Raw genomic sequence first — 21,070 nt, 5'->3', positions numbered from 1 at the left:
GAGTAAAGGACCGCATCTATGTGGGATTTTCAAACCGACCCCGAGTTCCAGGCGAAGCTCGACTGGGCAGCCGCATTCGTCCGCGAGGAGTGTGAACCGCTGGACCTGCTGTTTCCGCACCTCGGCCAGCCCTACAACACCGAGAACAAGGCCGCCCGCGCGATTCTCGCTCCGCTGCGTGAGCGAGTGAAGGAACAGGGCCTGTGGGCCTGCCATCTGGGTCCAGAGCTCGGCGGACAGGGCTACGGCCAGATCAAGCTCGCATTGTTGAACGAGGTGCTCGGCAGGTCGATGTGGGCGCCGACCGTGTTCGGCACCGCGGCCCCGGACACCGGCAACGCCGAGATCCTCGCCATGTTCGGTACCGACGCGCAGAAGGAGCAGTACCTCCAGCCGCTGCTCGACGGTGACATCGTCTCGTCGTTCTCGATGACCGAACCCCAGGCGGGTGCCGATCCAAAGGAATTCATCTGCTCGGCGCGCAGGGACGGGGACGAATGGGTCATCAGCGGTGAGAAGTGGTTCTCGTCCAACGCGCGGTACGCGTCGTTCCTGATCGTCATGGCGGTCACCGACCCCGGAGCGTCGCCGTACCGTCGCATGTCGATGTTCGTGGTGCCGGCGGAAACCCCGGGCGTGGAGATCATCCGGAACGTCTCGGTCATGGGGGACCGCGACGAACTCGACGAGGGCACGCACGCCTACATCCGCTACAACGACGTCCGCGTCCCGTCGGATGCGATTCTGGGTGGCCCCGGTCAGGGGTTCGAGGTCGCGCAGGCCCGCCTGGGCGGCGGTCGCGTCCACCACGCGATGCGGACCGTCGGGAAATGTCAACGGGCACTGGACATGATGGGCGAGCGGGCGCTGTCGCGTCGCACCCAGGGCGAGGTGCTCGCGAAAAAGCAACTGGTGCAGCAGTTCATCGCCGACTCGGCGATCGAGCTCGAGCAATACCGATTGCTGGTTCTCAAGACCGCGTGGGTCATCGACACGCAGCCGCACGGCTCGGCCCGCACGTACATTGCGATGTGCAAGGTCGCGATGGCGAAGATCTACCACGACATCATCCACCGCGCGATCCAGCTTCACGGTTCGCTCGGGTCCACTGTCGAGACACCGCTGCACGACTACTGGCACGGCGTCATCTCGATGGGTCTCGCCGACGGACCGACTGAGGTCCACAAGGTCGCGGTCGCCCGCGGCGTACTGGCGCATTACGAACCGACCGACTCGTTGTTCCCGACCGAACACATCCCCACACGACTGATCGCGGCGAAGGCCAAGCACGCCGCCATTCTCGAGGAGTACGGAATCGCATGACCAATCATTTCGATCTGTCCGGAAAAGTCGCACTCGTCACCGGTGGTAGCCGTGGACTCGGCCGCGAGATGGTGTTGGCGTTCGCCGAGGCCGGTGCCGACGTCGTCATCACCAGTCGCAAGGCAGAAGCCTGCGAGGAGGTGGCTCGCGAGGTCGAGGCCCTTGGCCGCAAAGCGCTCCCGGTGAGCTGCCACGTCGGCAAGTGGAACGAGATCGACGCGCTCGTCGAGAAGGCGTACGAGGTGTTCGGCAGGGTCGACGTCCTGGTGAACAACGCGGGCATGTCGCCGGTCGCTCCGTCGTCGGCCGAAACCAGCGAAGAACTGTTCGACAAGGTCATCGGCGTCAACTTCAAGGGGCCGTTCCGCCTGACATCGCTGGTCGGGGAACGCATGGCGGCCGGTGACGGCGGCTCGATCATCAACGTGTCGTCGTCGGGCGCTCTGTTCCCACAGCCCCGATTCGGTCCGTACTCGGGCGCCAAGGCGGCACTCAACGCAGTGGCCGGCGCGTTCTCCCGCGAGTTCGGCCCCACCGTCCGGGTGAACACCATCTCGGCGGGCCCGTTCCTGACCGACATCTCCAAGGCGTGGGCGCCGGAGAAGCGGGAGATCACACAGAGCGCGGTCGGGCGACCGGGACGGCCCGAGGAGATCATCACGACCGCGCTGTATCTGGCCAGCCCGGCGTCGAGCTACACCACCGCGTCGCTCATTCGCGTCGACGGCGGACTGTACTGAGCTGATGAGAGCAGTACGATGCGAGACCCACGGCGATCCCGAGTTGCTGGTCGTCCGCGACATACCCGATCCCGTCGCCGGTCCGGGTGAGGTCCTGGTCGGGATCGAGGCGGCGTCGGTGAACTACCCCGACGTCCTGATCGCAGCCGACAAGTACCAGGTGAGCGTCCCGACACCGTTCACGGCCGGCAGTGAGTTCGCGGGCACGGTGCTGGCGGTCGGGGCCGATGTGGACGGCCTCTCGGCGGGTGACGCGGTGATGGGTACTGCGTTCGGTGGTGCGTTCGCCGAGAAGATAGCGGTGCCGGCGACCGCCTTGTCACCGGTGCCCGACGGCCTGGACATGGTCCATGCGGCGGCATTCAATGTCACCTACCGGACCGCTTATCACTCGCTGACGACATTCGGCGACGTCGCGGCCGGCGACTGGGTCGTGGTCCTGGGGGCGGCCGGCGGCGTCGGCACCGCGTGCATCGACGTCGCCACCCGCCTGGGCGCGCGCGTGATCGCAGCGGTGTCGACGCCCGAGAGGGCGCAGGCGTGTCGTGACCTCGGCGCGACCGAGACCGTCGTCTATGGAGAAGAGAACCTCAAGGAACGGATCAAGGAGATCACCGGCGGCGGTGCCGATGTGGTGATCGATCCGGTGGGTGGTGCGTACTCGGAGCAGGCACTGCGCGCTATCGCGTGGGGAGGGCGCTTCGTGGTCCTCGGATTCGCGCAGGGCGACATCCCGCGCATTCCGCTGAACCTGATCCTCCTCAAGGGTGCGATCCTTCGAGGTTTCGAGATCCGGACTCTCGCGCAACACCTTCCAGATGCGGTGGAACGGGGGCGTCGGGAGATCGCGCGGCTCGTCGCACAGGGTATGAAGCCGCACGTCTCGGAGATCCACGCGCTCGACGAGGCTCCGAAGGCTCTGGCGCGAGTCGCGGAGCGTCTGACCACCGGAAAGGTGGTCATCGACACCACTCGCTGAGCGTGCGAACGACGGAGGGGCGCAGACGGATTGCCGTCTGCGCCCCTCCGTCGTGTCAGACCCCTTGCCAGTGGGGTGCCCGACGTTCCGCGAAGGCCGCAGCCCCTTCGGCCGCGTCGGCCGAGGCGAACACCGGGTCGGTGTAGGTGGATTGGCGTTCGAACGACTCGTCGTCGGTCCACGTGCGCGCGGCGAGGGCCAGCGCCTTACTGGCGCGTACCGCCAACGGCGCGTTCGAGCTGATCGCTGCGGCCAGCGTGCGAGCCACCGCGACCGCACAGCCGTCGTCGACGACGCTGATTGATCAGACCGTGCGCGTGTGCTTCCTGGGCACTGATCGGTTCGCCGGTGAGCAGCATCTCCAGTGCGATTGCGCGGGGGAGGACCCGGGGGGCGCGGAAGATCCCGCCGGCCCGAGCCGCCAGACCACGCTTCACCTCCGGGAGTCCGAACTTCGCACCCGCCCCTGCGACGACCAGGTCGCAGGCGAGAACCATTTCGAACCCTCCACCCAGGGCCCAGCCCTCGACCGCGGCGATCAGGGGCTTGGCGGGCGGGGCTTCGACGAGGCCGCCGAATCCGCGGCCTTCCACGATCGGACGCTCGCCCAGTCGGAACCGCTTCAGATCCATGCCGGCGCAGAATGTTCCGCCGCTCCCGGTGAGGATCGCGACGGAGAGTCCAGGGTCGTCGTCGAGGCGGATCAGGGCGTCGGCAATGACCGACGCTGCCGACAGGCTCATCGCGTTGCGCTGCTCCGGTCGGTTGATGGTGATCGTGAGGATGCCGGAGTCGGCCTCGACCAGGACCTCGTCGGTAGTCGTGGCGGTCATCGCGGAGGCATCCGGATCGCGCCGTCCACACGGATGGTCTCACCGTTCGTGTAGCCGTTCTCCAGCAGGGCAAGCGCCATCCCGGCGTAGTCCTCGGCGCGCCCGAGACGCTTCGGGAAGGGGACCCCGGCGGCGAGACCTTCGCGGATGTCGTCGCGCAGTCGTGCCAGCATCGGGGTGTCGAAGGTGCCCGGGGCGATCGTGTTGACGCGTATCCCGTGACTCGCGAGGTCGCGCGCGGCGACCAGGGTGATCCCGTGCACGGCGGCCTTCGACGCGGTGTAGGCGGTCTGCCCGATCTGGCCGTCGAACGCCGCGACCGAAGCCGTCAACACGATGCTGCCGCGCTCGCCGTCAATCGCCTCGTTGCGTGCCATCCGCGCAGCGGCCGTGCGGAGCACGTTGTAGGTGCCGATGAGGTTGATCTCGAGGATGTTGCGGAAGCTGTCGAGATCGTTGGGTTCGCCCTCCTTGTTCAGGATGCGCAGTCGGTCGCCACCGCGACCCGCGCAGTGCACGACGCCGCGCAACGGCCCGAGCTTCTCGGCCTCGTCGAGAGCAGGAGCCAGCGAGTTCTCGTCGGTGATGTCGACCGGTGCGAAGACGGCCGCGTCACCGAGGCGTTCGGCGGTGGCGGCGCCGTCGGAGGCGGCCAGGTCGGCGATGACGACACGCGCCCCCGCGCCGACGAGGGCGAAGGCGGTCGCCTCCCCGAGCCCGGATGCGCCCCCGGTCACGAAGAATGTGTTGTCTTTGAGCTGCATGAGTCAGCCTTTCTATGGAGCTCGGATGAATTGTTGTGTGGAGTTCTAGGCGGGGAACCGTCCGGCGATGTCGCGTCCGATGATCTCCTTCATGATCTCGGTTGTTCCACCCACGATTGTCTGCACGCGTGCGTCAGCGTAGGCGCGGGAGATCGGGTATTCGTCCATGTATCCGTATCCGCCGTGTAATTGGAGACAACCGTTCACGATTCGGTTCTGCAGTTCGGTCGCCCACCACTTGGCCTTCGCTCCGCGCGTGACGTCGAACGTGCCCTCGTTGTAGGCGTGAATGGACTGCTCGAGGAACGTCCGGGTGATCTCGACTTCCGTCGTCATCTCGGCGAGCCGGAACCGGGTGTTCTGGAAATCGATGATGCGCTCGCCGAACGCCTTTCGTTCGCTCGTGTACTTGACGGTCCACTCCAGCGCCGCCTCGGCCGCGCATAGAGCGCGCCATGCGATGGAGAGTCGCTCGAGCGGAAGTTGTGCGGTGAGGTGATGAAATCCCCGACCTTCTTCGCCGACGAGGTTGGTGGCCGGTACTCGGACGTCGTTGAAGGCGATCTCCGCGGTGTCCTGCGCATGCAGGCCGAGTTTGCGCAGCTTACGTCCCCGGCTGAATCCCGGGGTCGTGGTCGGAACGAGGATCAGGGACAACCGCGGCCGACCCTCGTGTTCGCCGGTGCGCGCTGCCGCCAAGACGACGTCCGAGGAGAAACCGCTGGTGATGAATGTCTTGGCGCCGTTGATGATCCACTCGTCTCCGTCGCGGACCGCAGTGGTCTTCATGCCGCGCAGGTCGCTTCCGGCGGCGGGTTCGGACATGGCGATCGAGGCGACGACAGTCCCGTCGGCCATACCGGGCAGCCACTCGTGCTGCTGGTCGTCGGTACCGAACGTCGTCAGGTATGACGCGACGATGTCCTCGTTGATCGAGAATCCGGAAGCGAGTGAGGCGGCCCCGACCGCGGCGAGCTCCTCCTGCACGATGCAGCGAAAGCGGTAGTCCTTCATACCGCCACCGCCGAGTTCCTCGGCGATCCGGATGCCCAGGACGCCATGCGATCCTGCGGCTTTCCAGACATCGCGGCCGGTTTCTCGATCTTCCTCCCACTGGTCCAGATTCGGAACGACTTCTCGTTTCACGAATTCTCGCACGACGTCGCGGAAATGTTCGTGGTCGTCCTCGTAGAATGGCGCAGGCATGCTTTCCCCTTACTCGATAGTGCGGTCAAATTGGTTGTCCGGGTTGCTTTTTCGGATACTTCATGGTTTGAATCTAAACCGTCTGACGATTCGATTCAAAGGGATGAGAAAATGAGTGATCCAGCACCGCTGAACGGCCTGCGGGTCGTGGAGTTCCTCGGTTTGGGCCCGGCGCCGTTCGGGTGCATGATGCTCGCGGACCTCGGCGCGGAAGTCTTGACGTTGCGCCGGCCCGGCGCAGCTCTTCCCGCGCTGGTGCGCAACAGGAGCACCCTGGAGGTCGACCTCAAGAACGCGGCGTCGCTGCGGCAGGTACGAGCCGCCATCGCCGCGGCCGACGTACTCGTCGAGGGATTCCGTCCGGGCGTCATGGAGCGACTCGGCCTCGGCCCGGCCGACGTGATGGCCGACAACGAACGCCTGGTGTACGCCCGGATGACCGGATGGGGTCAGTCCGGTCCGCTCGCGCCCACCGCCGGGCACGACATCAACTACATCGCCCTGTCGGGAGCACTGCACTCCGCGACCCGCCGCGGCGGTGTTCCGACGCCTCCGGCGAATCTTCTCGGCGACTTCGGTGGGGGCGCCATGTATCTCGTGACAGCTGTGCTGTCGGCCGTGTACGAGCGGGACCGGACGGGTCGAGGCTCGGTACTCGATGTCGGAATCCTCGACGGCACCACGTACCTGACGTCGATGCTCCAGGAGTACCGCTCGGCCGGTCGATGGTCGGATGAGGCCGGAACGAATCGCCTCGACACCGGAGCCCCGTACTACGACGTCTACCCCTGCGCCGACGGCAAGTTCGTCGCCGTCGGCGCTCTCGAGGACCCGTTCTTCGACATTCTGCTCGAGGTTCTCGGGCTCGAACCGGAGCTCGCGGACGAGCGAGCAGATCCGGCGTCCTGGCCCGCCCTCCGCGAACGGATCGCCGCCGCAGTGTCGACTCGCACCCGTGACGAATGGGCCGACGCCGCGGCGCTGACCGACGCGTGCCTGACCCCAGTACTGAGTCTCGCGGAGGCGCCCGACAACTCGCAGGTTCGAGCGCGAGGAATCCTCACCGAGGACGGCAGGGGAGGCTGGACGCCGCGGGTGCCGATCGGGTACCGCACGACGGTCGTACCCGCGCGGGAACTGCTCGACTCGTGGACGGTGGACATGCCGGCCCGGCGGTGACGGCCGACGGATGGCCGCGGCGGCCACACGGCGTCCCGCGACTCCCAATCCGTTCGGAGGGTGCATGATGCTCCTCTGGTGCTTCGGCCTCACCGGCCGAGAGGCCGGATGCACGGATCCGGCCGGGTCAGCATCCAGTTCTGCTACTGTCGACATAGATAACCAAGTAAACGTAGCATGATGTCGCGCCGGAATGGAGCAGTAGTTACCACGCCGGGAATCCCGTTACGACCTGTGGCGACGTAGCCACCCACTTCAGGAGGTTTCCATGAGCTCGTCCGTCGAGAACCGACGTGTATTGGTGACCGGTGCCGCCACCGGCATCGGGGCCGCCGCCGTCCAGGTGCTCAGTGCCGCCGGCGCCCGAGTGGTCGGCACCTTCCGCAACTCCGAACCCGTATCCCGGGCAGGCGCCTCCTGGATCCGCTGCGACGTCACTGATCAGCAGTCGGTGGAAGAAGCTGTCGCCGAGGCAGTTACGGAGCTCGGTGGACTCGATGTGCTGATCAACGCGGCAGGCAATTGGCAGCCGGGAATGCCGGGCCAGTTCGATGCCAAGGACATCCGGTCGATGCTGGATGCCAACTTCACCTCCACCGTCTTCACGAATCAGGCCGCGTATGCGTCGATGAAGGATTCGGGAGGGCAGATCGTCAACTTCGGTTCGGCCGAAGGGGTGACCGGGAGTCCGTTTGCAGCGACCTACGCTGCCGCGAAGGCCGCCGTGCACGCCTGGACTCGCTCGGCCGCCCGGCTCTGGGGTGCCGATGGCGTCACGGTCAACGCCATCGCCCCGGCGGTCCAGACCCGCGGTGCGGACAGGCTGCGGGACACCCTGAGCCCCGAAGGTGTGCAACAGCTCGAACAGCAATTGAAGTCGGTGATTCCGCTCGGCGGCAAACTCGGCGATCCCGTCGACGATCTGGGGCCTGTGCTGCTGTTCCTGTCGAGCGATGCCGCCAAGTTCATCACGGGGCAACTTCTCGCGGTCGATGGCGGCCTGCAGATGCTGGGCGCGTAGGCGTCGGACAGATGTGACAACCAGCGCCGTCCCGGTGGCCAGTTGTGGTCACCGGGACGGTGTTTGGGGTCACCCGAGCGTGGGGCCCTTCGTGACGCTCGCTCGTTCCTCGCGGGCTCCTCAGGGACCAGGTTTCAGACGCACTCGGCGAGAGCAGCGGGCAGGTCCCAGCCCCGCTTGCGTCCTTCTGCGGGTCAGAGATCAGGTATGCGTAGGTCGGAGTGATCGGATCAATCCACCAGCTCGTAGATGGTCGCATTGGCGGTCCCGCCACCCTCGCAGATGGTCTGTAGCCCGTACTTGATCCCCCGGTCGCGCATGTGATGGACGAGCTTCGTGGTCAGTATGGCGCCCGTGGCCCCGAGCGGATGGCCGACGGCGATCGCGCCGCCCAGCGGATTGACCCTGTCCATATCCGCGCCGATCTCCATCTGCCATGCGAGCGGCACCGGCGCGAACGCCTCGTTGATCTCGATCGCACCGATGTCACCGATGCGCAGACCTGCTCGCGCGAGGACCTTCTCGGTCGCCGGGATCGGCGCGGTCAGCATCATGACCGGGTCGGCTCCGACGACCGACCCGGAATGCAGGCGGACGATCGGGGTGAGTCCGAGTTCGGCGGCCTTCTCCGGTGTCGTGATCATCACGGCCGACGCGCCGTCGGAGATCTGTGAGGCGTTACCTGCATGGATCACGCCGTCGTCGGAGAAGGACGGCTTCAGCTTGGCCAGTGTCTCGGGCGAGGTGCCGCGTCGCAGGCCCTCGTCCACATCGAGATTCGCCTCGCCCACATGGACACCTACGATCTGGACGTCGAAGGCCCCTCGATCGATGGCATCGGCCGCGAGTTGGTGTGAGCGCGAAGCGAACTCGTCGAGGGCCTGGCGGGACAAACCCCATTTCTGCGCGATGAGCTCGGCGCCCATCCCCTGATCGAGCTTGTCTGTGGCGAACCGGTCGAGCACGGTCTGGCCGTAGGGGAAGCCGGTGGCGCGGCCGGCGCCCAGCGGTACCCGCGACATCATCTCGACACCGCCGGCCACGGCGATGTCGTATCTGCCCGACATGACCGCGTGCGCAGCCGATTCGATCGCCTGCTGGCCCGAGCCGCACGCGCGGTTGATCGTGACCGCGGGTACGCTCTCGGGCCACCCCGCGGCGAGCGTGGCGAACCGAGCGACGTTGCTCGACTGATCGCCGAGCTGTGTCACGCACCCCCACATGACGTCGTCGACGGTCGCCGGGTCGACGCCGGTGCGGGACATGAGCTCGGTCAGGACCAGGGCGGACAGGTCAACCGGGTGGATGCTGCTCAGCGAGCCGTTCCGCTTACCGATCGGCGTGCGGATGGCTTCGACGATGACCGCGTCTCTGATGTGCAATTCTCAGCTCCTGTGAAGCAAACGGATGAAATGACGACGAGTGTCGACTAGGTGACCGCGCCGGCGATCTTGAGGCCGATGAGCGCGTCGTCGTCGAACCCGATCTCGTGGAGGATCTCGTCGGTGTGTTCGGCGAACTGTGGTGCCCGGGTCATCGTCACCGATGCGTTGTCGAACTTCACCGGATTCGCAACCAGCCGCTGTGGATTCCCTTCGGCGTCGGTGAGCTCGACGATGCGCCCGTTCGCGATCAGGGCCTCGTCGTTCCCGACGTCCCAGCTGTTCTGGACCGGAGCCCACGGCCCGCTGAGATCGGCGAGAATGCCCGTCCAGTCGTCGAAGGACTTGCCCGCGATGGCTTCCGCGAACCAGCAGCTGATCTCCTCGCTGTGCTCGGCGATGGCGTCGTGCGTGGCGAAGCGCGGGTCGTCGACGAGGTGGGCGAGGCCCAGGAGGCTGACGAACTCGTTCCAGAATCGCGTGGGCTGGAGCATCGAGAACTGCAGCCACCGGTTGTCGGCCGTCTTGTACGAGCCGGTGAGCGGATTTCCGCTGGCTTGGGTCTTCTTCACGACCTTCGGCAGCGGTCCGCCGCTGGCCAGGGCCATGTTGACCGTGAACTGGGTGGCCCAGGCACCGACACCGAGCAGCGACACGTCGACCTCGGACGGCTCGCCGCTACGCTCACGCCCGGCGATGGCGGCCGCGATACCGCCGGCGATGGTCATTCCGCCGATGTTGTCGCCGTAGGCTCCGGCCGGCATGAATGCCATGTGGTCGGCGTCGGGTGCCAGCACGCCGTCGGCGCTGCCGCCGCGGGCCCAGAAGCCGGTCGAGTCGTAGGCGCCGGCATTGTTGTCGCGGCCCTGATTGCCGAAGCCGTTGCCGGTGACGTAGATGATCTTCGGATTGATCGCTCGAACGTCGTCGAGGGTGATACCGAGTTTGGCCTGTGGTGCCGGGAGGTAGTTGGTGAGGAACACGTCGCTGCGACGGATGAGCTCTTCGAGGACGGGACGGGCCTCCGGATTGGCGAGGTCGATGCCGATGCTGCGCTTGCTTCGATTGGGGCCGTCCATGATGGGGCTGAACGACGAGCCCGCCGTGCCGGTCTTGTACCCGAGCACCCGGACCAAGCCGCGTTGGGCGTCACCCTTCTCGGCGTGTTCGACCTTGACGATGTCGGCGCCCCAGTCGGCGAGGACGGCGCCAGCCGACGGCACGAACGTGAACTGGGCGACCTCGAGGATGCGGATACCTTCGAGAGGGCGATCCATGATGGACTCCTATACTTGTGAGATGAGCGGATCAATTGGTGCGCAGGAGGATAGCGCCGGACGGGACGCCGCCACCGGACGAGACCACCGCGACCTTCGGGTCGTTGACCTGCCGACCGGGAGCCTGCCCGCGGAGCTGCAGGACGGCTTCGCGGAAGAAGCCGAAGCCATGTGTCCGTCCTGCCGAGAGTTGGCCGCCGTGCGGGTTGAGGGGGAGACTGCCGTCGACTGCAATGGTCTTGCCGCCGTCGATGAAGTCCTTCGCGCCACCGAACTCGCAGAAGCCGAGCGCTTCGATCCAGCTCAGTGCATCGAAGGTGAAGCCGTCGTAGATCAGGCCGACGTCGACATCGTCGGGGCGGAGCTCGGTGCGGCTCCACAGATGTGCGCCGGGGCCGAGGGTCTGCGGGAGGTGGGCCAGTGTGCTCTGGTCCCAGGACAGGTTCTCCATCACCTGGGTGCCCACGGCTTCGACGAACACGGGCTTGCCGGGGAGGTCCTTGACGGTGTCGACGGCCGAGACGATGACAGCGATCCCGGCGTCGACGGGTACGTCGCAGTCGTACAGTCCGAACGGTGTCGAGATCGGCCGCGCGTTCAGGTAGTCGTCCATGGTGATCGGGTCGCGGTACACGGCTTCGGGGTTGGCCGAGGCGTTGTCCCGGGCGGTGACCGCGATGGCGCCGAGCGCTTCTTTCGCGTCGCCGTACCGGTGGAAGTAGTTCGATGCCTGGCACGCGATCCAGTTGGACGCGGACATCGCCCCGTACGGGTGCAGGTACTCGAACATGTCCGTCGCCCGGCTCGTTCCGGCGGCCCATTGTCCCGAACGTGCCAGCGCGGAATGGGAGGACTCCCACACGGTGCGGAAGCACAGGACATGCCGACACAGGCCGGAGGCGACGGCGAGCATCGCGGCGACGATCGCACCGTTCTGCCCGTGGAGTTCGCTGCCGGCGTTGACCCAGGTAGGGCGAACTCGAAGTGCTTGTTCGACGGGCATGATGCCGCCCTCGGACATGCCGCCGCCGTACCGGCCCGGATACGTGGACAGTCCGTCGATGTCGTCGAGCGTCAGCCCCGCGTCCTCGACAGCGGCCAGGCAGGCGTCGACCGTCAGTGACAGTGGATCGACCATGAGCCTGCGGCCCACCTCCGACTGCCCGACGCCGGTGATCGCGACGCGGTCCTCGAATCGCTTGGTACTGACCGGCGCTCGCAGGCGAGCGCGGTAGTCGTCGGGTTCGGGCATCGCGGTGGGCTCGCGGTCGGCGTCCGGATCGATCTCGAACAGAGGAAGCCAGATCGAGTCGTCGACCTGCTCGAAGAGCACCCGGACGCGTGTGCCGACGGCGACCTGGTCGGGCTCACAGCCGACGATGTTGGTCGTCAGTCGGACGTCGGAATCCTCCTCCAGCGCAACCACCGCGATGACGTACGGTGGCGGGAAATCGGGAAGCCACTGCTGAACATTCACCGTGACGCCGACGACGAAGGCCTTACCGGAGACAGGCTGCAGGGGGAGGTCGCGCCCGCCGCACACCGGGCACAGCACGGACTGCGGGTGCGTTCGTTTTCCGCAGTCGGCACACTGTGCGATCCGCAGGACGCCGTCGGCGCCGGATGCCCAGAACTCACGGCTCGCGAGCGTCGGCTGCGGCAGGGGGCGTCCGGTGGCCAGAGTGGTGGTCAATTCTTACTCCATTCGAGGCAGTGGTCAGCGGGCCGAATCCGAGTCGGATGGTGCCGCGTCCGAGACGGGATGCTCTACGCCGCGGACCCGCGCGATGTCGGGGTCGCGGTGGCGATCCCGGACAGCGACCATGGCCGCGATTCGGCGCTCCCGGTCGGCGCGGCTGAACAGGTCGCCGTCCGCGTCGGAGTCACCGAGCCGCTCGGTCTCGGCGGTGATCTCCTCGTCCAGCAATTCGCTGGCGAGTTCACGCGTCAGGAGATCCTGGTCGACCCAGTCGTCCTCGGGTAGTTGCTCGATGTGTTCTTCCATGACGAAGATGGCTGTCTTTCTGTCGTCTCGGCTCAGTTGCGGGGGAAGTTGAGGAGAGCGCGAGCGTTGGTCTCGACCATCTTCTCCACCTCGTCGTCCGGGACGTCGATCATCGAGTCGTGGACCTTCTTACGGCTGTTGGGCCAGTTCGAGTCCGAATGCGGATAGTCCCCTTCCCACGTGATGTTGTCGATGCCGACGGCGTGGCGGTTCGCGATGCCGAAGTCGTCCTCGATAAAGCATCCGAAGAGATGCTTGGCGAACAGTTCCGAGGGCCGGATGGTCTGGTTGATGTTCTGGTAGAAGCGGTGCTTCGACCATGTTTGGTCCATGCGCTCGAGCATGTAGGGAACCCAGCCGATGCCACCCTCGGAGAGCATGAACTTCAGCTTCGGGTGACGGTGGAACACCGGCGAGAACAGCAGATCGGCGGTTGCGTACATCGAGTTGCACCCGAACAGGGCGGTCATCACGGCCATGGGCGCCTCGGGTGCGGTGATCGGCGGTTTGCCCGAGGTTCCGAAGTGCACGGTCAGCGGGATGCCGACTTCCTCCACCGCGGAGAAGAACGGATCCCAGTGGTCGGTGTGGAATGACGGGAGCCCCAACGGGACCGGATTCTCCGGGAACGAGATCGCCTTGGCGCCTTTGGCGGCCGTGCGATAGACCTCTTTGACGCACTCGTCGACGGACCACAGCGGCATGATGACCAGCGGGATGAGGCGGTCGGGTGCGGTGGCGCACCACTCGTCGATGTGGAAGTCGTTCCACGCCTGGACGCAGAGCAGGGCCAGCTCCTTGTCCTCGCCATCGAGGAAGACGGTGCCTGCGAAGCGCGGGAACGACGGGAACGAGAGTCCGGCCTGCACACCGTCGATGTCCATGTCGAGCACGCGGGCCTTGGGCTCGTAGCACCCCGGGATCATGTCCTCGTAGCGAGTCGGCTCGGCTCCGTACTCCTCCGGCTTCTTGCCGGCGACGGCGTTCAGGCCGATGTACGGGTAGACGCGGCCCTCGTAGATCCACACCTCGGCGAGCTTGGTCCCGGTCTTGTTGTTGTTTCCGTCGCCGGCGTGGACGGAGCGAGGCATCTCCTTCTCGATGATGCGCGGGCCGGCCTCGAGGAACTTCTTCGGCAGGCGATCGGCCCACAGGCTCGGAGGTTCGATCAGGTGATCGTCGGTGGAGATCAGGTGCATATGGCTCTGCAGTGGCATGAACCCTCCTGGAGTGTAGTGGGAGTGACTGCGATGGTGATCACTTGTCTATCTAGGTGGACGCTAGTCGTGGATGTCCCGCACGTCATCGTGGTTTTCCGCTCAGTGGGTCGGACTTCGTATTGAGGAGCACGAGCCCTGACACTTCGTGATGGCGTCCCGAGATGCCGTTTCGGTGCCGATCGAAGCATGTTATAAACAGTTAACTACGTCATAGGTGTGATTGAGATCGCAAGGGGAACGGTGGCAATGGACGAGGTCGGGTTCATCGGTGCGGGCAATATCGGGGAACCGATGGTCGAACGGTTGGTCGAGGCCGGTCGGCACGTCGTCGTGTACGCCAGGCGTCAGGAGGTCCGCGATCGGCTGGCGGCTCGCGGTGCCACGATCGTCGAGACTCCCGCCGAGCTGGCGGATCTGCCCGTCGTGATCACGTGCTTGTTCAGCGAGGAACATGTTCTGGACCTGTGCGCGCCTATCGTGCGCCACATGAAGTCCGGGTCGGTGTTCATATCTCACACCACCTGTGGTCCGGAGGCGATCCGGACACTGGGCGAGAGCGGTTCGGCGAACGGCGTTTCGGTGGTCGAGGCGCCATTCAGTGGCACTGCGGAAGCGGTACGTGCCGGGCGCTTGACCGTGCTGCTTGCCGGAGATGACGCTGTAGTACAAGCGGCGGCAGAAGTCGTCGGGGCGTATGCCGATTCCCCGCAGTGCACGGGTGGCCTGGGTACCGCGCTGGCGGCGAAACTGTTGAACAACGCGCTGTTCGCGGCGTGCACCCAGGTCACATTGACCGCGCTCGATGCGGCCGAGTCTCTCGGGATCGAGCAGAAGACAATGCTCGACGTGCTGGCCGCCAGCAGTGGCGGAAGCACCGCTGCCGGCTACATCAGCGGTTCGGGAGTCGATGCACGAACCTACAGCGATCGCTTGCTCCGATACCTGCGCAAGGATGTCGCGTCGGTTCGGGCCGTTGCGGGGGAGTTGGGCATTGACATCGCCGACCTGGTCGCTGCGGCCGAGCGTGGACCGATGGATCTCGCGGGGCCCTGACCGAACGACATCGCGGCCGGCGATGTGAACCTATTGCGCACCACTGCGCTGTGGACATGAGCAGTACCAATCAGGAAGAGAAATCAATGGATACACCACTGGAAGGTCGCGTTGCCTTCGTCACCGGCGCTGGTCAAGGCCAGGGCCGCAGTCACGCAATCCGATTGGCGGAGGCCGGGGCGGACATCATCGCGCTCGACATCTGCGAACAGATCAAGACCGCCACACATACGATGGCGGGGCCCGAGGACCTCGCCGAGACTGCGCGACTGGTGACCGATCTCGGTCGACGGGTGCTCACTCGCGTCACCGACGTTCGTGATCGATCGAGTCTCATCGAAGCGGCGCAGGCCGGGGCCGCCGAGTTCGGGCGTATCGACATCGTGGTGGCGAACGCCGGGATCTGCCCGTTGGGACCGGATGTCGCGGCGACCGCGTTCCTGGACACGGTCTCAGTCGACCTCGTCGGCGTGGTGAACACCGTCGACGCGGTGTTCCCACATCTTGGCCCGGGTGCATCGATCATCTGTACCGGGTCGATGGCGGCCTTGCTGTCGAGTCTCACCGACAATCCCGCTGCGGGTCCGGGGGCCGCGGGATACGCGAATGCGAAGCGAGGCGTGGCCCGATTCGTCCACGACGCCGCGCTGCAGTTCGGGCCCCTCGGGATTCGTGTCAACGCCGTCCACCCCGGCAACATCGACACCCCGATGCTCCAGAACGAGGCAATGTACAAGATCTTCCGTCCCGATCTGACGAACCCGACTCGTGAGGACGCGGAGCCGGCGTTCGGGTTCTCGCACAAGCTCCCGGTGAACACCATCGCGCCGCGGGACGTGAGCGAGGCAGTCCTGTTCCTGGCTTCCGACGCGTCTCGGTACATCACCGGGCAGCAGCTCAAGGTCGACGCCGGAGCACTTCTGGCCGACACGACGTCGGGGGCCCCGGCCTGACGCCGACCAGTGCACAAACGAACTGCCGCCCATCGAGATTCGGTGGGCGGCAGTTTGTTGCCACGTCAGCTGGCGACGAGCGGGGCGGCGGCGAGGGCTTGCTGCATGTAGGCCACTGCGCGCTCGGTGGCCGTGGTCACGCCGACACTCTCGATGAACGGGCCGTCGATCTCCAGATCGAATGCCCCCCGGTAGCCGGCATCGACGATACGAGCGGTGAGGTCGGCGATGCCGACGTTGCCCTCCCCGGGGATCTGCTTCTGCAGGTTCCCTTCCGAATCGCGCTGCGAGTCGCCGATCTGGACGAGACCCACCAGATCGATGTAGTCGCGCAGGACTCGCTCCAGGTCGGGGTCATCCCAGACGTGGTAGACGTCGAGGCAGAGTCCGACGTTGCACTCACGGGCCAACCGGAGGTACGTCTCCAGTGTGTAGACGAAGGAGACAAACGCATAGACGGGGAGCGTCGGCTCGATGAGGAACTTGATTCCCGCTGCGTTCGCGTACGCGACCACGGGCTCGATATAGCTCTTGAACGCTGCGACGGAGGTGTCCTCGTCGACGACCAGCGATCCGCTCACGGTGTACACCGCGGGAACCCCCAGTGCGACTGCCATGTCAATCGTGTCGGTCAGCTCCGCCCGCTTGCTGTCCCAGGTCGCCGGATCGGCGAGGTCCGCCGGTAGTCCCGGGATCAGGGCGGCGACCGTGATGCCAGAGGAGTCGAGGAGCTCACGGGTTTGTTCCACACCGAACTCCGAGATCGGACCGGCCATGAGCGTCGTGGTACCCACCCCCTGCCGCGTCAACTCGTCGACGAAGTCCGGCAGCGGTGTCGTGTAGTAGCAGAGGGCGCTCAGCGAAACGCGTGGATCCATTGTATTTCTCCTGGGTTGGACGAGAGATTCGTCAGATGAACCGCGCATTGGTGTTGTAGGGCTGTCGCGCGAACCAGCCGAGGTTACATAGTTAACTAGTTATACAATGTGAGGTGAGCCACTGTAAAGCGCGCGCCGGCGCCAGGGTCGTTCCACCTCGGTTCCTGAGGAGGCCCGGGAGCGTTGGGGTCGGTCCACCCCGGGTCCCTGAGGCGGCCGGGAGCGCTGGGGCTCGGTCCACCTCGGTTCCTGAGGAGGCCCGGGAGCGTTGGGGTCGGTCCACCCCGGGTCCCTGAGGCGGCCGGGAGCGCTGGGGCTCGGTCCACCCCGGTTCCTGAGGTGGCCGGGTGCGTTGGGGGGTCGGGCCGCCCCGGTTCCTGAGGCGGCCCGGGTGCGTTGGGGGTCGGGCCGCCCCGGTCCCTGAGGAGGCCCGGGAGCGTTGGGGGTCGTTCCACCCCCGGTCCCTGAGGAGGCCCGGAGCGCTAGCGGAGGGCCGTCACGAAGGGCCGTCGATCCCTGCCCCGTCGTGATCCGATTCGTGGTCGACTCAGCTTGTGGTCGTCTTCCGGAAGTCCCAGCTGACGATCCGCGACGGGGTGACCCGGAGCCAACCGTGCCTGCCGTCGGTCTGGAACGTCTCGGAGTTGCTGTATTTACGGGCGAACAACAGTTCTGGTGTGGCGAGGTACTCGTCCGGCGCTGTGCTACGAGGGATCTCGCCGACCGTCTCTGCGGTACCGATCATTTCGACCCCGTGGAGTTCGGTGAAGGCGTCACCCCCGTCGATGACGATTGCGATGCGCGGATCGCGGACGAGATCGGTCCACCGTTGGCTGCGGACGAGCGAGTTCAGCCACAGGTGTGTTCCGTCCCAGACGAACCACAACGGCGACACGTGGGGGTTGCCCTCGCCGTCCACCGACGCGACACGGCAGACGCGAGCCTGCCTCAGGTACAACTGAATCTCGTCCGCGCTCATGGCGATCCTTCGGCCGCGCTTCTGCGTGATCACGGAATCCTTCATGCGACAACTCCTTTGTCTCAGTGAATGGGCCTGCGGCCCGCACCATGCCGGTGATTCGGTCGAGTACAGCGATCAGGCAACATAGTTGACTGAGTTCATCATTATCACTACCAATTGGAGAGTGCCATCCGCATATGGAGGCCGCAATCGAGAGGGGCTGCAGACCTCGATGACCACTGATCATGATCCAACGGGTAACTACACCGCGCCTCCGCCGTCGGGCGACTACACGGGCAGTCCGTTCTTGAAGTTCACTCGGCTAGGGTCTTTCGCTCACCTGGTCGTCGATCGGCCGGAGGCACGTAATGCGCTCACCAACGCGATGTACTTCGGAGTGAAGTACGCGGTGAAGCGTGTGGACTCCGACCCGGACCTGAGTGGGCTGGTCATCACCGGTGTCGGGGATGTCTTCATCCCGGGCGGTGATCTGGGACGGAACACACCCGACAGTTGGGCGGATCTCTCGATGATCGACGTGCTTCCGTTCGACACCCTGCGGATGAGCGTGAAGCCGGTCGTGTCGGCGATCAACGGGATCTGCCAGGGTGGCGGACTCATGATCGCGATGTGCTCGGACATCTCGGTGGCGGCGCAGAGCGCCACCTTCCGTGTCCCGGAATTGTTGCGGGGCATAGCCGATCTCTACTACGCACAGCTGCTTCCGCGCCTGGTCGGGCCGGTCAGAGCCAAAGACCTGATGTTCACCGGTCGGGTGCTCTCCGCTGCGGAAGCAGTCGAGTGGGGCCTCATCAATCGCGTGGTACCAGACGAGGAACTCATGGACGTCTCACTCGAACTGCTGACCTCGGCGGCGTCGACCGCGCCTGACGCTCGGCTCCAGGTCAAGCGCGTCCTTGACTCGTATCTTGGACTCCACGATCGCATCGGTATGGCGGACAGCCTGAGGGGCCCCGAGTTCGTGGAGGGAGCGAAAGCGTTCTCGGAGCGCCGACCGCCCAGTTGGGTTCCGGATGCGCTCAGGCGTCCGGGGCGTCTGTGACCCACCATCCCATGGAGATCTGATGAATACCGTCTCTCTGGATGGAATCTGAGCGCGACTCGGTGTTTGCGGCGCTTGTAGCGTCAGTCGATATGGGCGACCAGATCAAGAATCTCGACGATGTGTCTGCATTCACCTTGAGCCTCGAAGAGCGCGAGAGGCTCTTCGAGATCCAGAACGAGTGCACGGTGTGCTGGACGAATCGGGAGGGATGGCCGGTGGCCATGCCGCATTCCTTCGTGTGGGACAGCGGGCGGTTCTGGGTGCACACCACAACGAAGCGAAAGCGTGTGCAGGCCTTGCGAGATCGTCCAGAAAGCTGCGTCGTCGTGACCAGCCTCGGTGTCGAGTCGGGCGGAGCCATGGTGACCGCGAAGACCCGGGCGGTGGTCCACGACGGTGATCGTGAGCGCGTTCAGTGGCTCCTGCCGCTCTTTCTGAAACGTGTCGGGATGGCCGCCGACGATGAGGCGTTCCGGCAACAGATGCAATTGCTCGACACCCCGGCCCGGGTGGTCATCGAGTTCGAACCCGTCGATGTCTTCACCTACGACTCGAGTAAACTCCGGCAGGCGGTGACGGCCAGCGGATTCAACAACTGGGCCCAACAGTGAGTGAACGGTGGTGAGCGGCGACCAGCCGCCTCGATCGAGATCCTCAAGCCGCAACCAACACGACGTCGACGTGGTCTTCTGACCCGGCGCAGCAGGTGACGTCAGTCCCCGGTGGCCATGAGTTGCCGACGCAAGATCTTGCCACTCGGCAACCGGGGTACCTCACCGAAACTCAGTGTGCGCGGGCACTTGAAACGTGCGAGGCGGGAGCGGCAGAAGGCGAGTATGTCCGCTGCGAGTCCGTCATCTACAGCTCTACCGCTGACCGGGGTCACGATTGCATGGACAACCTGTCCCATGTCGGGGTCCGGTCGGCCGATGACCGCGACGTCCAGGATGGCCTCGTGTTCGATCAGCACGCCTTCGACTTCGGTCGGATAGATGTTGACGCCACCGGAAATGATCAGGTCCGTCCGGCGAGACGACAGATGCAGATAACCCTGAGCGTCGACATGACCGAGGTCGCCCAGCGTCGTCCAGCCGCGATGGTCGAACGCGTCCGCGGTGCGCTGGGGATCACGGTGGTACTCGAACCGGCCGACTCCGTCGAACCACACGGTGCCGGTGTCCCCGATGGGTAGTTCGCGCCCCTGATCGTCGCAGATGTGCACTGCACCGAGCAACGGGCGTCCGACGGAGCCGGGGTGGGCCATCCACTCCTGACTGTCGATCATGAAGAAGCCGGTTCCCTCGCTGGCGCCGTAGAACTCGGTGATCTTGGGGCCGAACCAGTCGATCATCGCGCGCTTGACGTTATCGGGGCACGGGGCGGCGGAGTGGATGACCAACTCCAGACTGCTCACGTCGACGCCGAGACGTGTGTCCGGATCGAGTTTGAGCATCCGCACAAACATCGTCGGCACGAACATGGCGTGGGTGACCCGGCGCGTCTCGATGGTGCGCAGCGTCGACTCCGCATCGAACCTTCGCGTCACGACCGCTGTACCGCCGTTTCGGATCGTGCCCATCGCCCATGCGAGGGGCGCCGCGTGATACAACGGGCCGGTACTGAGAAACACGGTCTCCGAACCAAATCCGAAATGTGTGTGCATGCGGTGATCGATGGGTAAGCCGGTGCCGAATGCGCGTCGATCTCTCGTCGGGAGTATGCCCTTGGGTCTGCCCGTCGTTCCGGACGAGTAGAACATGTAGTAGCCCTCGGTCTCGTCATCGATGGGCGTCGAGGGCAAGTCTTGGACTGCGTCGGCGAGGCGCTCTCCGGTGCCGGCGGCACCGGCGGTGTCGCCGACAATGTATCGATTCTTCACTCCGGCAACTGAATCGGCTATTGCAGCGCCGTCGAGAGATGCTGAATGCAGCAACATCTGCGCGTTGCTGTTGTCCACGATGTATGCAGCTTCGTCGTCGCCGAGGTGCCAGTTGACCGGGGTGTAGAACAGGCCGGCGCGTTGTGCCGCCCACACGATGGGGAAATAGTCCAGGCAGTTCTCCACGAGAACGGCGACATGGTCGCCCGGGCGTAACCCGTGCCGGCGGAAAAGGTGTGCGATCTGATTGGATCGGCTCTCGAGTTCACCGTAGGACAACGTCGCACCACTGTCGGCCATGATCACTGCGGGTTTGTCGCCGAGTGTGGAAGCGAGTGCTGTCAGGTTCAC

The 21,070-nt window shown here is 65.4% G+C and carries 19 protein-coding genes and 1 pseudogene; 9 read left to right on the top strand and 11 right to left on the bottom strand.

Annotated features, from left to right (window positions below; translation table 11 throughout):
• Positions 1–18 precede the first annotated feature (18 nt).
• From AC4AMJ_RS19365 to AC4AMJ_RS19355, 3 genes are read left to right on the top strand one after another with little or no spacing between them, the layout of a single operon-like run.
• Positions 19–1,323, top strand: a complete 1,305-nt coding sequence (locus tag AC4AMJ_RS19365) for an acyl-CoA dehydrogenase family protein (RefSeq protein ID WP_489914035.1) — start codon at positions 19–21, stop codon at positions 1,321–1,323.
• Entirely contained in the window at positions 1,320–2,063 is a 744-nt protein-coding gene (locus tag AC4AMJ_RS19360) for an SDR family NAD(P)-dependent oxidoreductase (protein ID WP_489914033.1), read from the top strand. Before AC4AMJ_RS19365 ends, AC4AMJ_RS19360 begins: the two co-directional genes overlap by 4 nt.
• 4 nt (positions 2,064–2,067) lie before the next feature.
• On the top strand, positions 2,068–3,042 hold the full coding sequence (locus AC4AMJ_RS19355; protein ID WP_489914031.1) for an NADPH:quinone oxidoreductase family protein: 975 nt from the start codon (positions 2,068–2,070) through the stop codon (positions 3,040–3,042).
• A 55-nt stretch (positions 3,043–3,097) separates the two neighbouring features.
• Here AC4AMJ_RS19355 and AC4AMJ_RS19350 read toward each other — a convergent pair.
• The 3 genes and pseudogenes from AC4AMJ_RS19350 to AC4AMJ_RS19340 form a co-directional block, all read right to left on the bottom strand.
• Positions 3,098–3,875, bottom strand: a pseudogene (locus tag AC4AMJ_RS19350) (crotonase/enoyl-CoA hydratase family protein).
• Positions 3,872–4,639: an SDR family NAD(P)-dependent oxidoreductase gene (locus AC4AMJ_RS19345; protein ID WP_489914029.1), complete on the bottom strand. Its 768-nt coding sequence runs from the start codon at positions 4,637–4,639 to the stop codon at positions 3,872–3,874. Before AC4AMJ_RS19345 ends, AC4AMJ_RS19350 begins: the two are co-directional and overlap by 4 nt.
• A 45-nt stretch (positions 4,640–4,684) precedes the next feature.
• Positions 4,685–5,845, bottom strand: coding sequence for an acyl-CoA dehydrogenase family protein (locus tag AC4AMJ_RS19340; RefSeq protein ID WP_489914027.1), 1,161 nt, complete (start codon positions 5,843–5,845; stop codon positions 4,685–4,687).
• A 111-nt stretch (positions 5,846–5,956) separates the two neighbouring features.
• Between AC4AMJ_RS19340 and AC4AMJ_RS19335 the strand changes: the two genes are divergently transcribed.
• Both AC4AMJ_RS19335 and AC4AMJ_RS19330 read left to right on the top strand, forming a co-directional pair.
• Complete coding sequence (locus AC4AMJ_RS19335) at positions 5,957–7,024, top strand: CaiB/BaiF CoA transferase family protein (RefSeq protein ID WP_489914025.1); 1,068 nt, start codon at positions 5,957–5,959, stop codon at positions 7,022–7,024.
• A gap of 268 nt (positions 7,025–7,292) precedes the next feature.
• On the top strand, positions 7,293–8,045 hold the full coding sequence (locus AC4AMJ_RS19330) for an SDR family NAD(P)-dependent oxidoreductase (protein ID WP_489914023.1): 753 nt from the start codon (positions 7,293–7,295) through the stop codon (positions 8,043–8,045).
• A gap of 230 nt (positions 8,046–8,275) precedes the next feature.
• Here AC4AMJ_RS19330 and AC4AMJ_RS19325 read toward each other — a convergent pair whose 3' ends face one another.
• The 5 genes from AC4AMJ_RS19325 to AC4AMJ_RS19305 are packed head-to-tail and all read right to left on the bottom strand — an operon-like array spanning position 8,276 to position 13,926.
• On the bottom strand, positions 8,276–9,427 hold the full coding sequence (locus AC4AMJ_RS19325; protein WP_489914021.1) for a thiolase family protein: 1,152 nt from the start codon (positions 9,425–9,427) through the stop codon (positions 8,276–8,278).
• Positions 9,428–9,474: 47 nt separating this feature from the next.
• Entirely contained in the window at positions 9,475–10,704 is a 1,230-nt protein-coding gene (locus tag AC4AMJ_RS19320) for a CaiB/BaiF CoA transferase family protein (RefSeq protein WP_489914019.1), read from the bottom strand.
• 31 nt (positions 10,705–10,735) lie between these two features.
• Complete coding sequence (locus AC4AMJ_RS19315; RefSeq protein WP_489914017.1) at positions 10,736–12,397, bottom strand: thiolase C-terminal domain-containing protein; 1,662 nt, start codon at positions 12,395–12,397, stop codon at positions 10,736–10,738.
• A gap of 24 nt (positions 12,398–12,421) precedes the next feature.
• A complete protein-coding gene (locus tag AC4AMJ_RS19310) occupies positions 12,422–12,709 on the bottom strand; it encodes a hypothetical protein (RefSeq protein ID WP_489914015.1) in 288 nt (95 codons plus the stop codon).
• A gap of 32 nt (positions 12,710–12,741) precedes the next feature.
• Positions 12,742–13,926, bottom strand: a complete 1,185-nt coding sequence (locus AC4AMJ_RS19305) for an amidohydrolase family protein (RefSeq protein WP_489914013.1) — start codon at positions 13,924–13,926, stop codon at positions 12,742–12,744.
• Positions 13,927–14,175: 249 nt separating this feature from the next.
• On the opposite strand from AC4AMJ_RS19305, the gene AC4AMJ_RS19300 reads away from it, so the two are divergent.
• Both AC4AMJ_RS19300 and AC4AMJ_RS19295 read left to right on the top strand, forming a co-directional pair.
• Positions 14,176–14,982: an NAD(P)-dependent oxidoreductase gene (locus tag AC4AMJ_RS19300; protein ID WP_489918468.1), complete on the top strand. Its 807-nt coding sequence runs from the start codon at positions 14,176–14,178 to the stop codon at positions 14,980–14,982.
• 86 nt (positions 14,983–15,068) lie between these two features.
• Positions 15,069–15,935: a mycofactocin-coupled SDR family oxidoreductase gene (locus AC4AMJ_RS19295; protein WP_489914011.1), complete on the top strand. Its 867-nt coding sequence runs from the start codon at positions 15,069–15,071 to the stop codon at positions 15,933–15,935.
• 65 nt (positions 15,936–16,000) lie between these two features.
• Here the strand turns inward: AC4AMJ_RS19295 and AC4AMJ_RS19290 are convergent, their stop codons facing one another.
• Together AC4AMJ_RS19290 and AC4AMJ_RS19285 are read right to left on the bottom strand one after the other, a co-directional pair.
• On the bottom strand, positions 16,001–16,813 hold the full coding sequence (locus tag AC4AMJ_RS19290; protein ID WP_489914009.1) for a sugar phosphate isomerase/epimerase family protein: 813 nt from the start codon (positions 16,811–16,813) through the stop codon (positions 16,001–16,003).
• Between the two features lie 547 nt (positions 16,814–17,360).
• The gene (locus AC4AMJ_RS19285; RefSeq protein WP_489914007.1) at positions 17,361–17,837 is read right to left on the bottom strand and encodes a pyridoxamine 5'-phosphate oxidase family protein; all 477 of its coding nucleotides are present in this window, start codon (positions 17,835–17,837) and stop codon (positions 17,361–17,363) included.
• A 169-nt stretch (positions 17,838–18,006) separates the two neighbouring features.
• Between AC4AMJ_RS19285 and AC4AMJ_RS19280 the strand changes: the two genes are divergently transcribed.
• Together AC4AMJ_RS19280 and AC4AMJ_RS19275 are read left to right on the top strand one after the other, a co-directional pair.
• Positions 18,007–18,837 carry an enoyl-CoA hydratase/isomerase family protein gene (locus AC4AMJ_RS19280; protein WP_489914005.1) on the top strand — a complete coding sequence of 277 codons (831 nt, stop codon included), beginning with the start codon at positions 18,007–18,009 and terminating at the stop codon, positions 18,835–18,837.
• A gap of 92 nt (positions 18,838–18,929) precedes the next feature.
• On the top strand, positions 18,930–19,451 hold the full coding sequence (locus AC4AMJ_RS19275) for a pyridoxamine 5'-phosphate oxidase family protein (protein ID WP_489914003.1): 522 nt from the start codon (positions 18,930–18,932) through the stop codon (positions 19,449–19,451).
• Between the two features lie 101 nt (positions 19,452–19,552).
• On the opposite strand, the gene AC4AMJ_RS19270 is transcribed toward AC4AMJ_RS19275, so the two are convergent.
• Positions 19,553–21,070: an AMP-binding protein gene (locus AC4AMJ_RS19270; protein WP_489914001.1), complete on the bottom strand. Its 1,518-nt coding sequence runs from the start codon at positions 21,068–21,070 to the stop codon at positions 19,553–19,555.

The organism is Gordonia sp. LMA484 (assembly GCF_058129505.1).
The sequence above is the reverse complement of the archived record's forward strand: the minus strand, read 5'-3'. Positions and strand labels throughout refer to the sequence as shown.

Excerpts from the sequence above, each read along its gene's own strand:
- AC4AMJ_RS19295 (WP_489914011.1), top strand. The coding sequence starts at position 15,069 with ATGGATACACCACTGGAAGGTCGCGTTGCCTTCGTCACCGGCGCTGGT.
- AC4AMJ_RS19285 (WP_489914007.1), bottom strand. The coding sequence starts at position 17,837 with ATGAAGGATTCCGTGATCACGCAGAAGCGCGGCCGAAGGATCGCCATG.
- AC4AMJ_RS19360 (WP_489914033.1), top strand. The coding sequence starts at position 1,320 with ATGACCAATCATTTCGATCTGTCCGGAAAAGTCGCACTCGTCACCGGT.
- AC4AMJ_RS19330 (WP_489914023.1), top strand. The coding sequence starts at position 7,293 with ATGAGCTCGTCCGTCGAGAACCGACGTGTATTGGTGACCGGTGCCGCC.
- AC4AMJ_RS19335 (WP_489914025.1), top strand. The coding sequence starts at position 5,957 with ATGAGTGATCCAGCACCGCTGAACGGCCTGCGGGTCGTGGAGTTCCTC.
- AC4AMJ_RS19365 (WP_489914035.1), top strand. The coding sequence starts at position 19 with ATGTGGGATTTTCAAACCGACCCCGAGTTCCAGGCGAAGCTCGACTGG.
- AC4AMJ_RS19320 (WP_489914019.1), bottom strand. The coding sequence starts at position 10,704 with ATGGATCGCCCTCTCGAAGGTATCCGCATCCTCGAGGTCGCCCAGTTC.
- AC4AMJ_RS19290 (WP_489914009.1), bottom strand. The coding sequence starts at position 16,813 with ATGGATCCACGCGTTTCGCTGAGCGCCCTCTGCTACTACACGACACCG.
- AC4AMJ_RS19305 (WP_489914013.1), bottom strand. The coding sequence starts at position 13,926 with ATGCCACTGCAGAGCCATATGCACCTGATCTCCACCGACGATCACCTG.
- AC4AMJ_RS19275 (WP_489914003.1), top strand. The coding sequence starts at position 18,930 with ATGGGCGACCAGATCAAGAATCTCGACGATGTGTCTGCATTCACCTTG.
- AC4AMJ_RS19310 (WP_489914015.1), bottom strand. The coding sequence starts at position 12,709 with ATGGAAGAACACATCGAGCAACTACCCGAGGACGACTGGGTCGACCAG.
- AC4AMJ_RS19355 (WP_489914031.1), top strand. The coding sequence starts at position 2,068 with ATGAGAGCAGTACGATGCGAGACCCACGGCGATCCCGAGTTGCTGGTC.
- AC4AMJ_RS19280 (WP_489914005.1), top strand. The coding sequence starts at position 18,007 with ATGACCACTGATCATGATCCAACGGGTAACTACACCGCGCCTCCGCCG.
- AC4AMJ_RS19300 (WP_489918468.1), top strand. The coding sequence starts at position 14,176 with ATGGACGAGGTCGGGTTCATCGGTGCGGGCAATATCGGGGAACCGATG.
- AC4AMJ_RS19345 (WP_489914029.1), bottom strand. The coding sequence starts at position 4,639 with ATGCAGCTCAAAGACAACACATTCTTCGTGACCGGGGGCGCATCCGGG.
- AC4AMJ_RS19340 (WP_489914027.1), bottom strand. The coding sequence starts at position 5,845 with ATGCCTGCGCCATTCTACGAGGACGACCACGAACATTTCCGCGACGTC.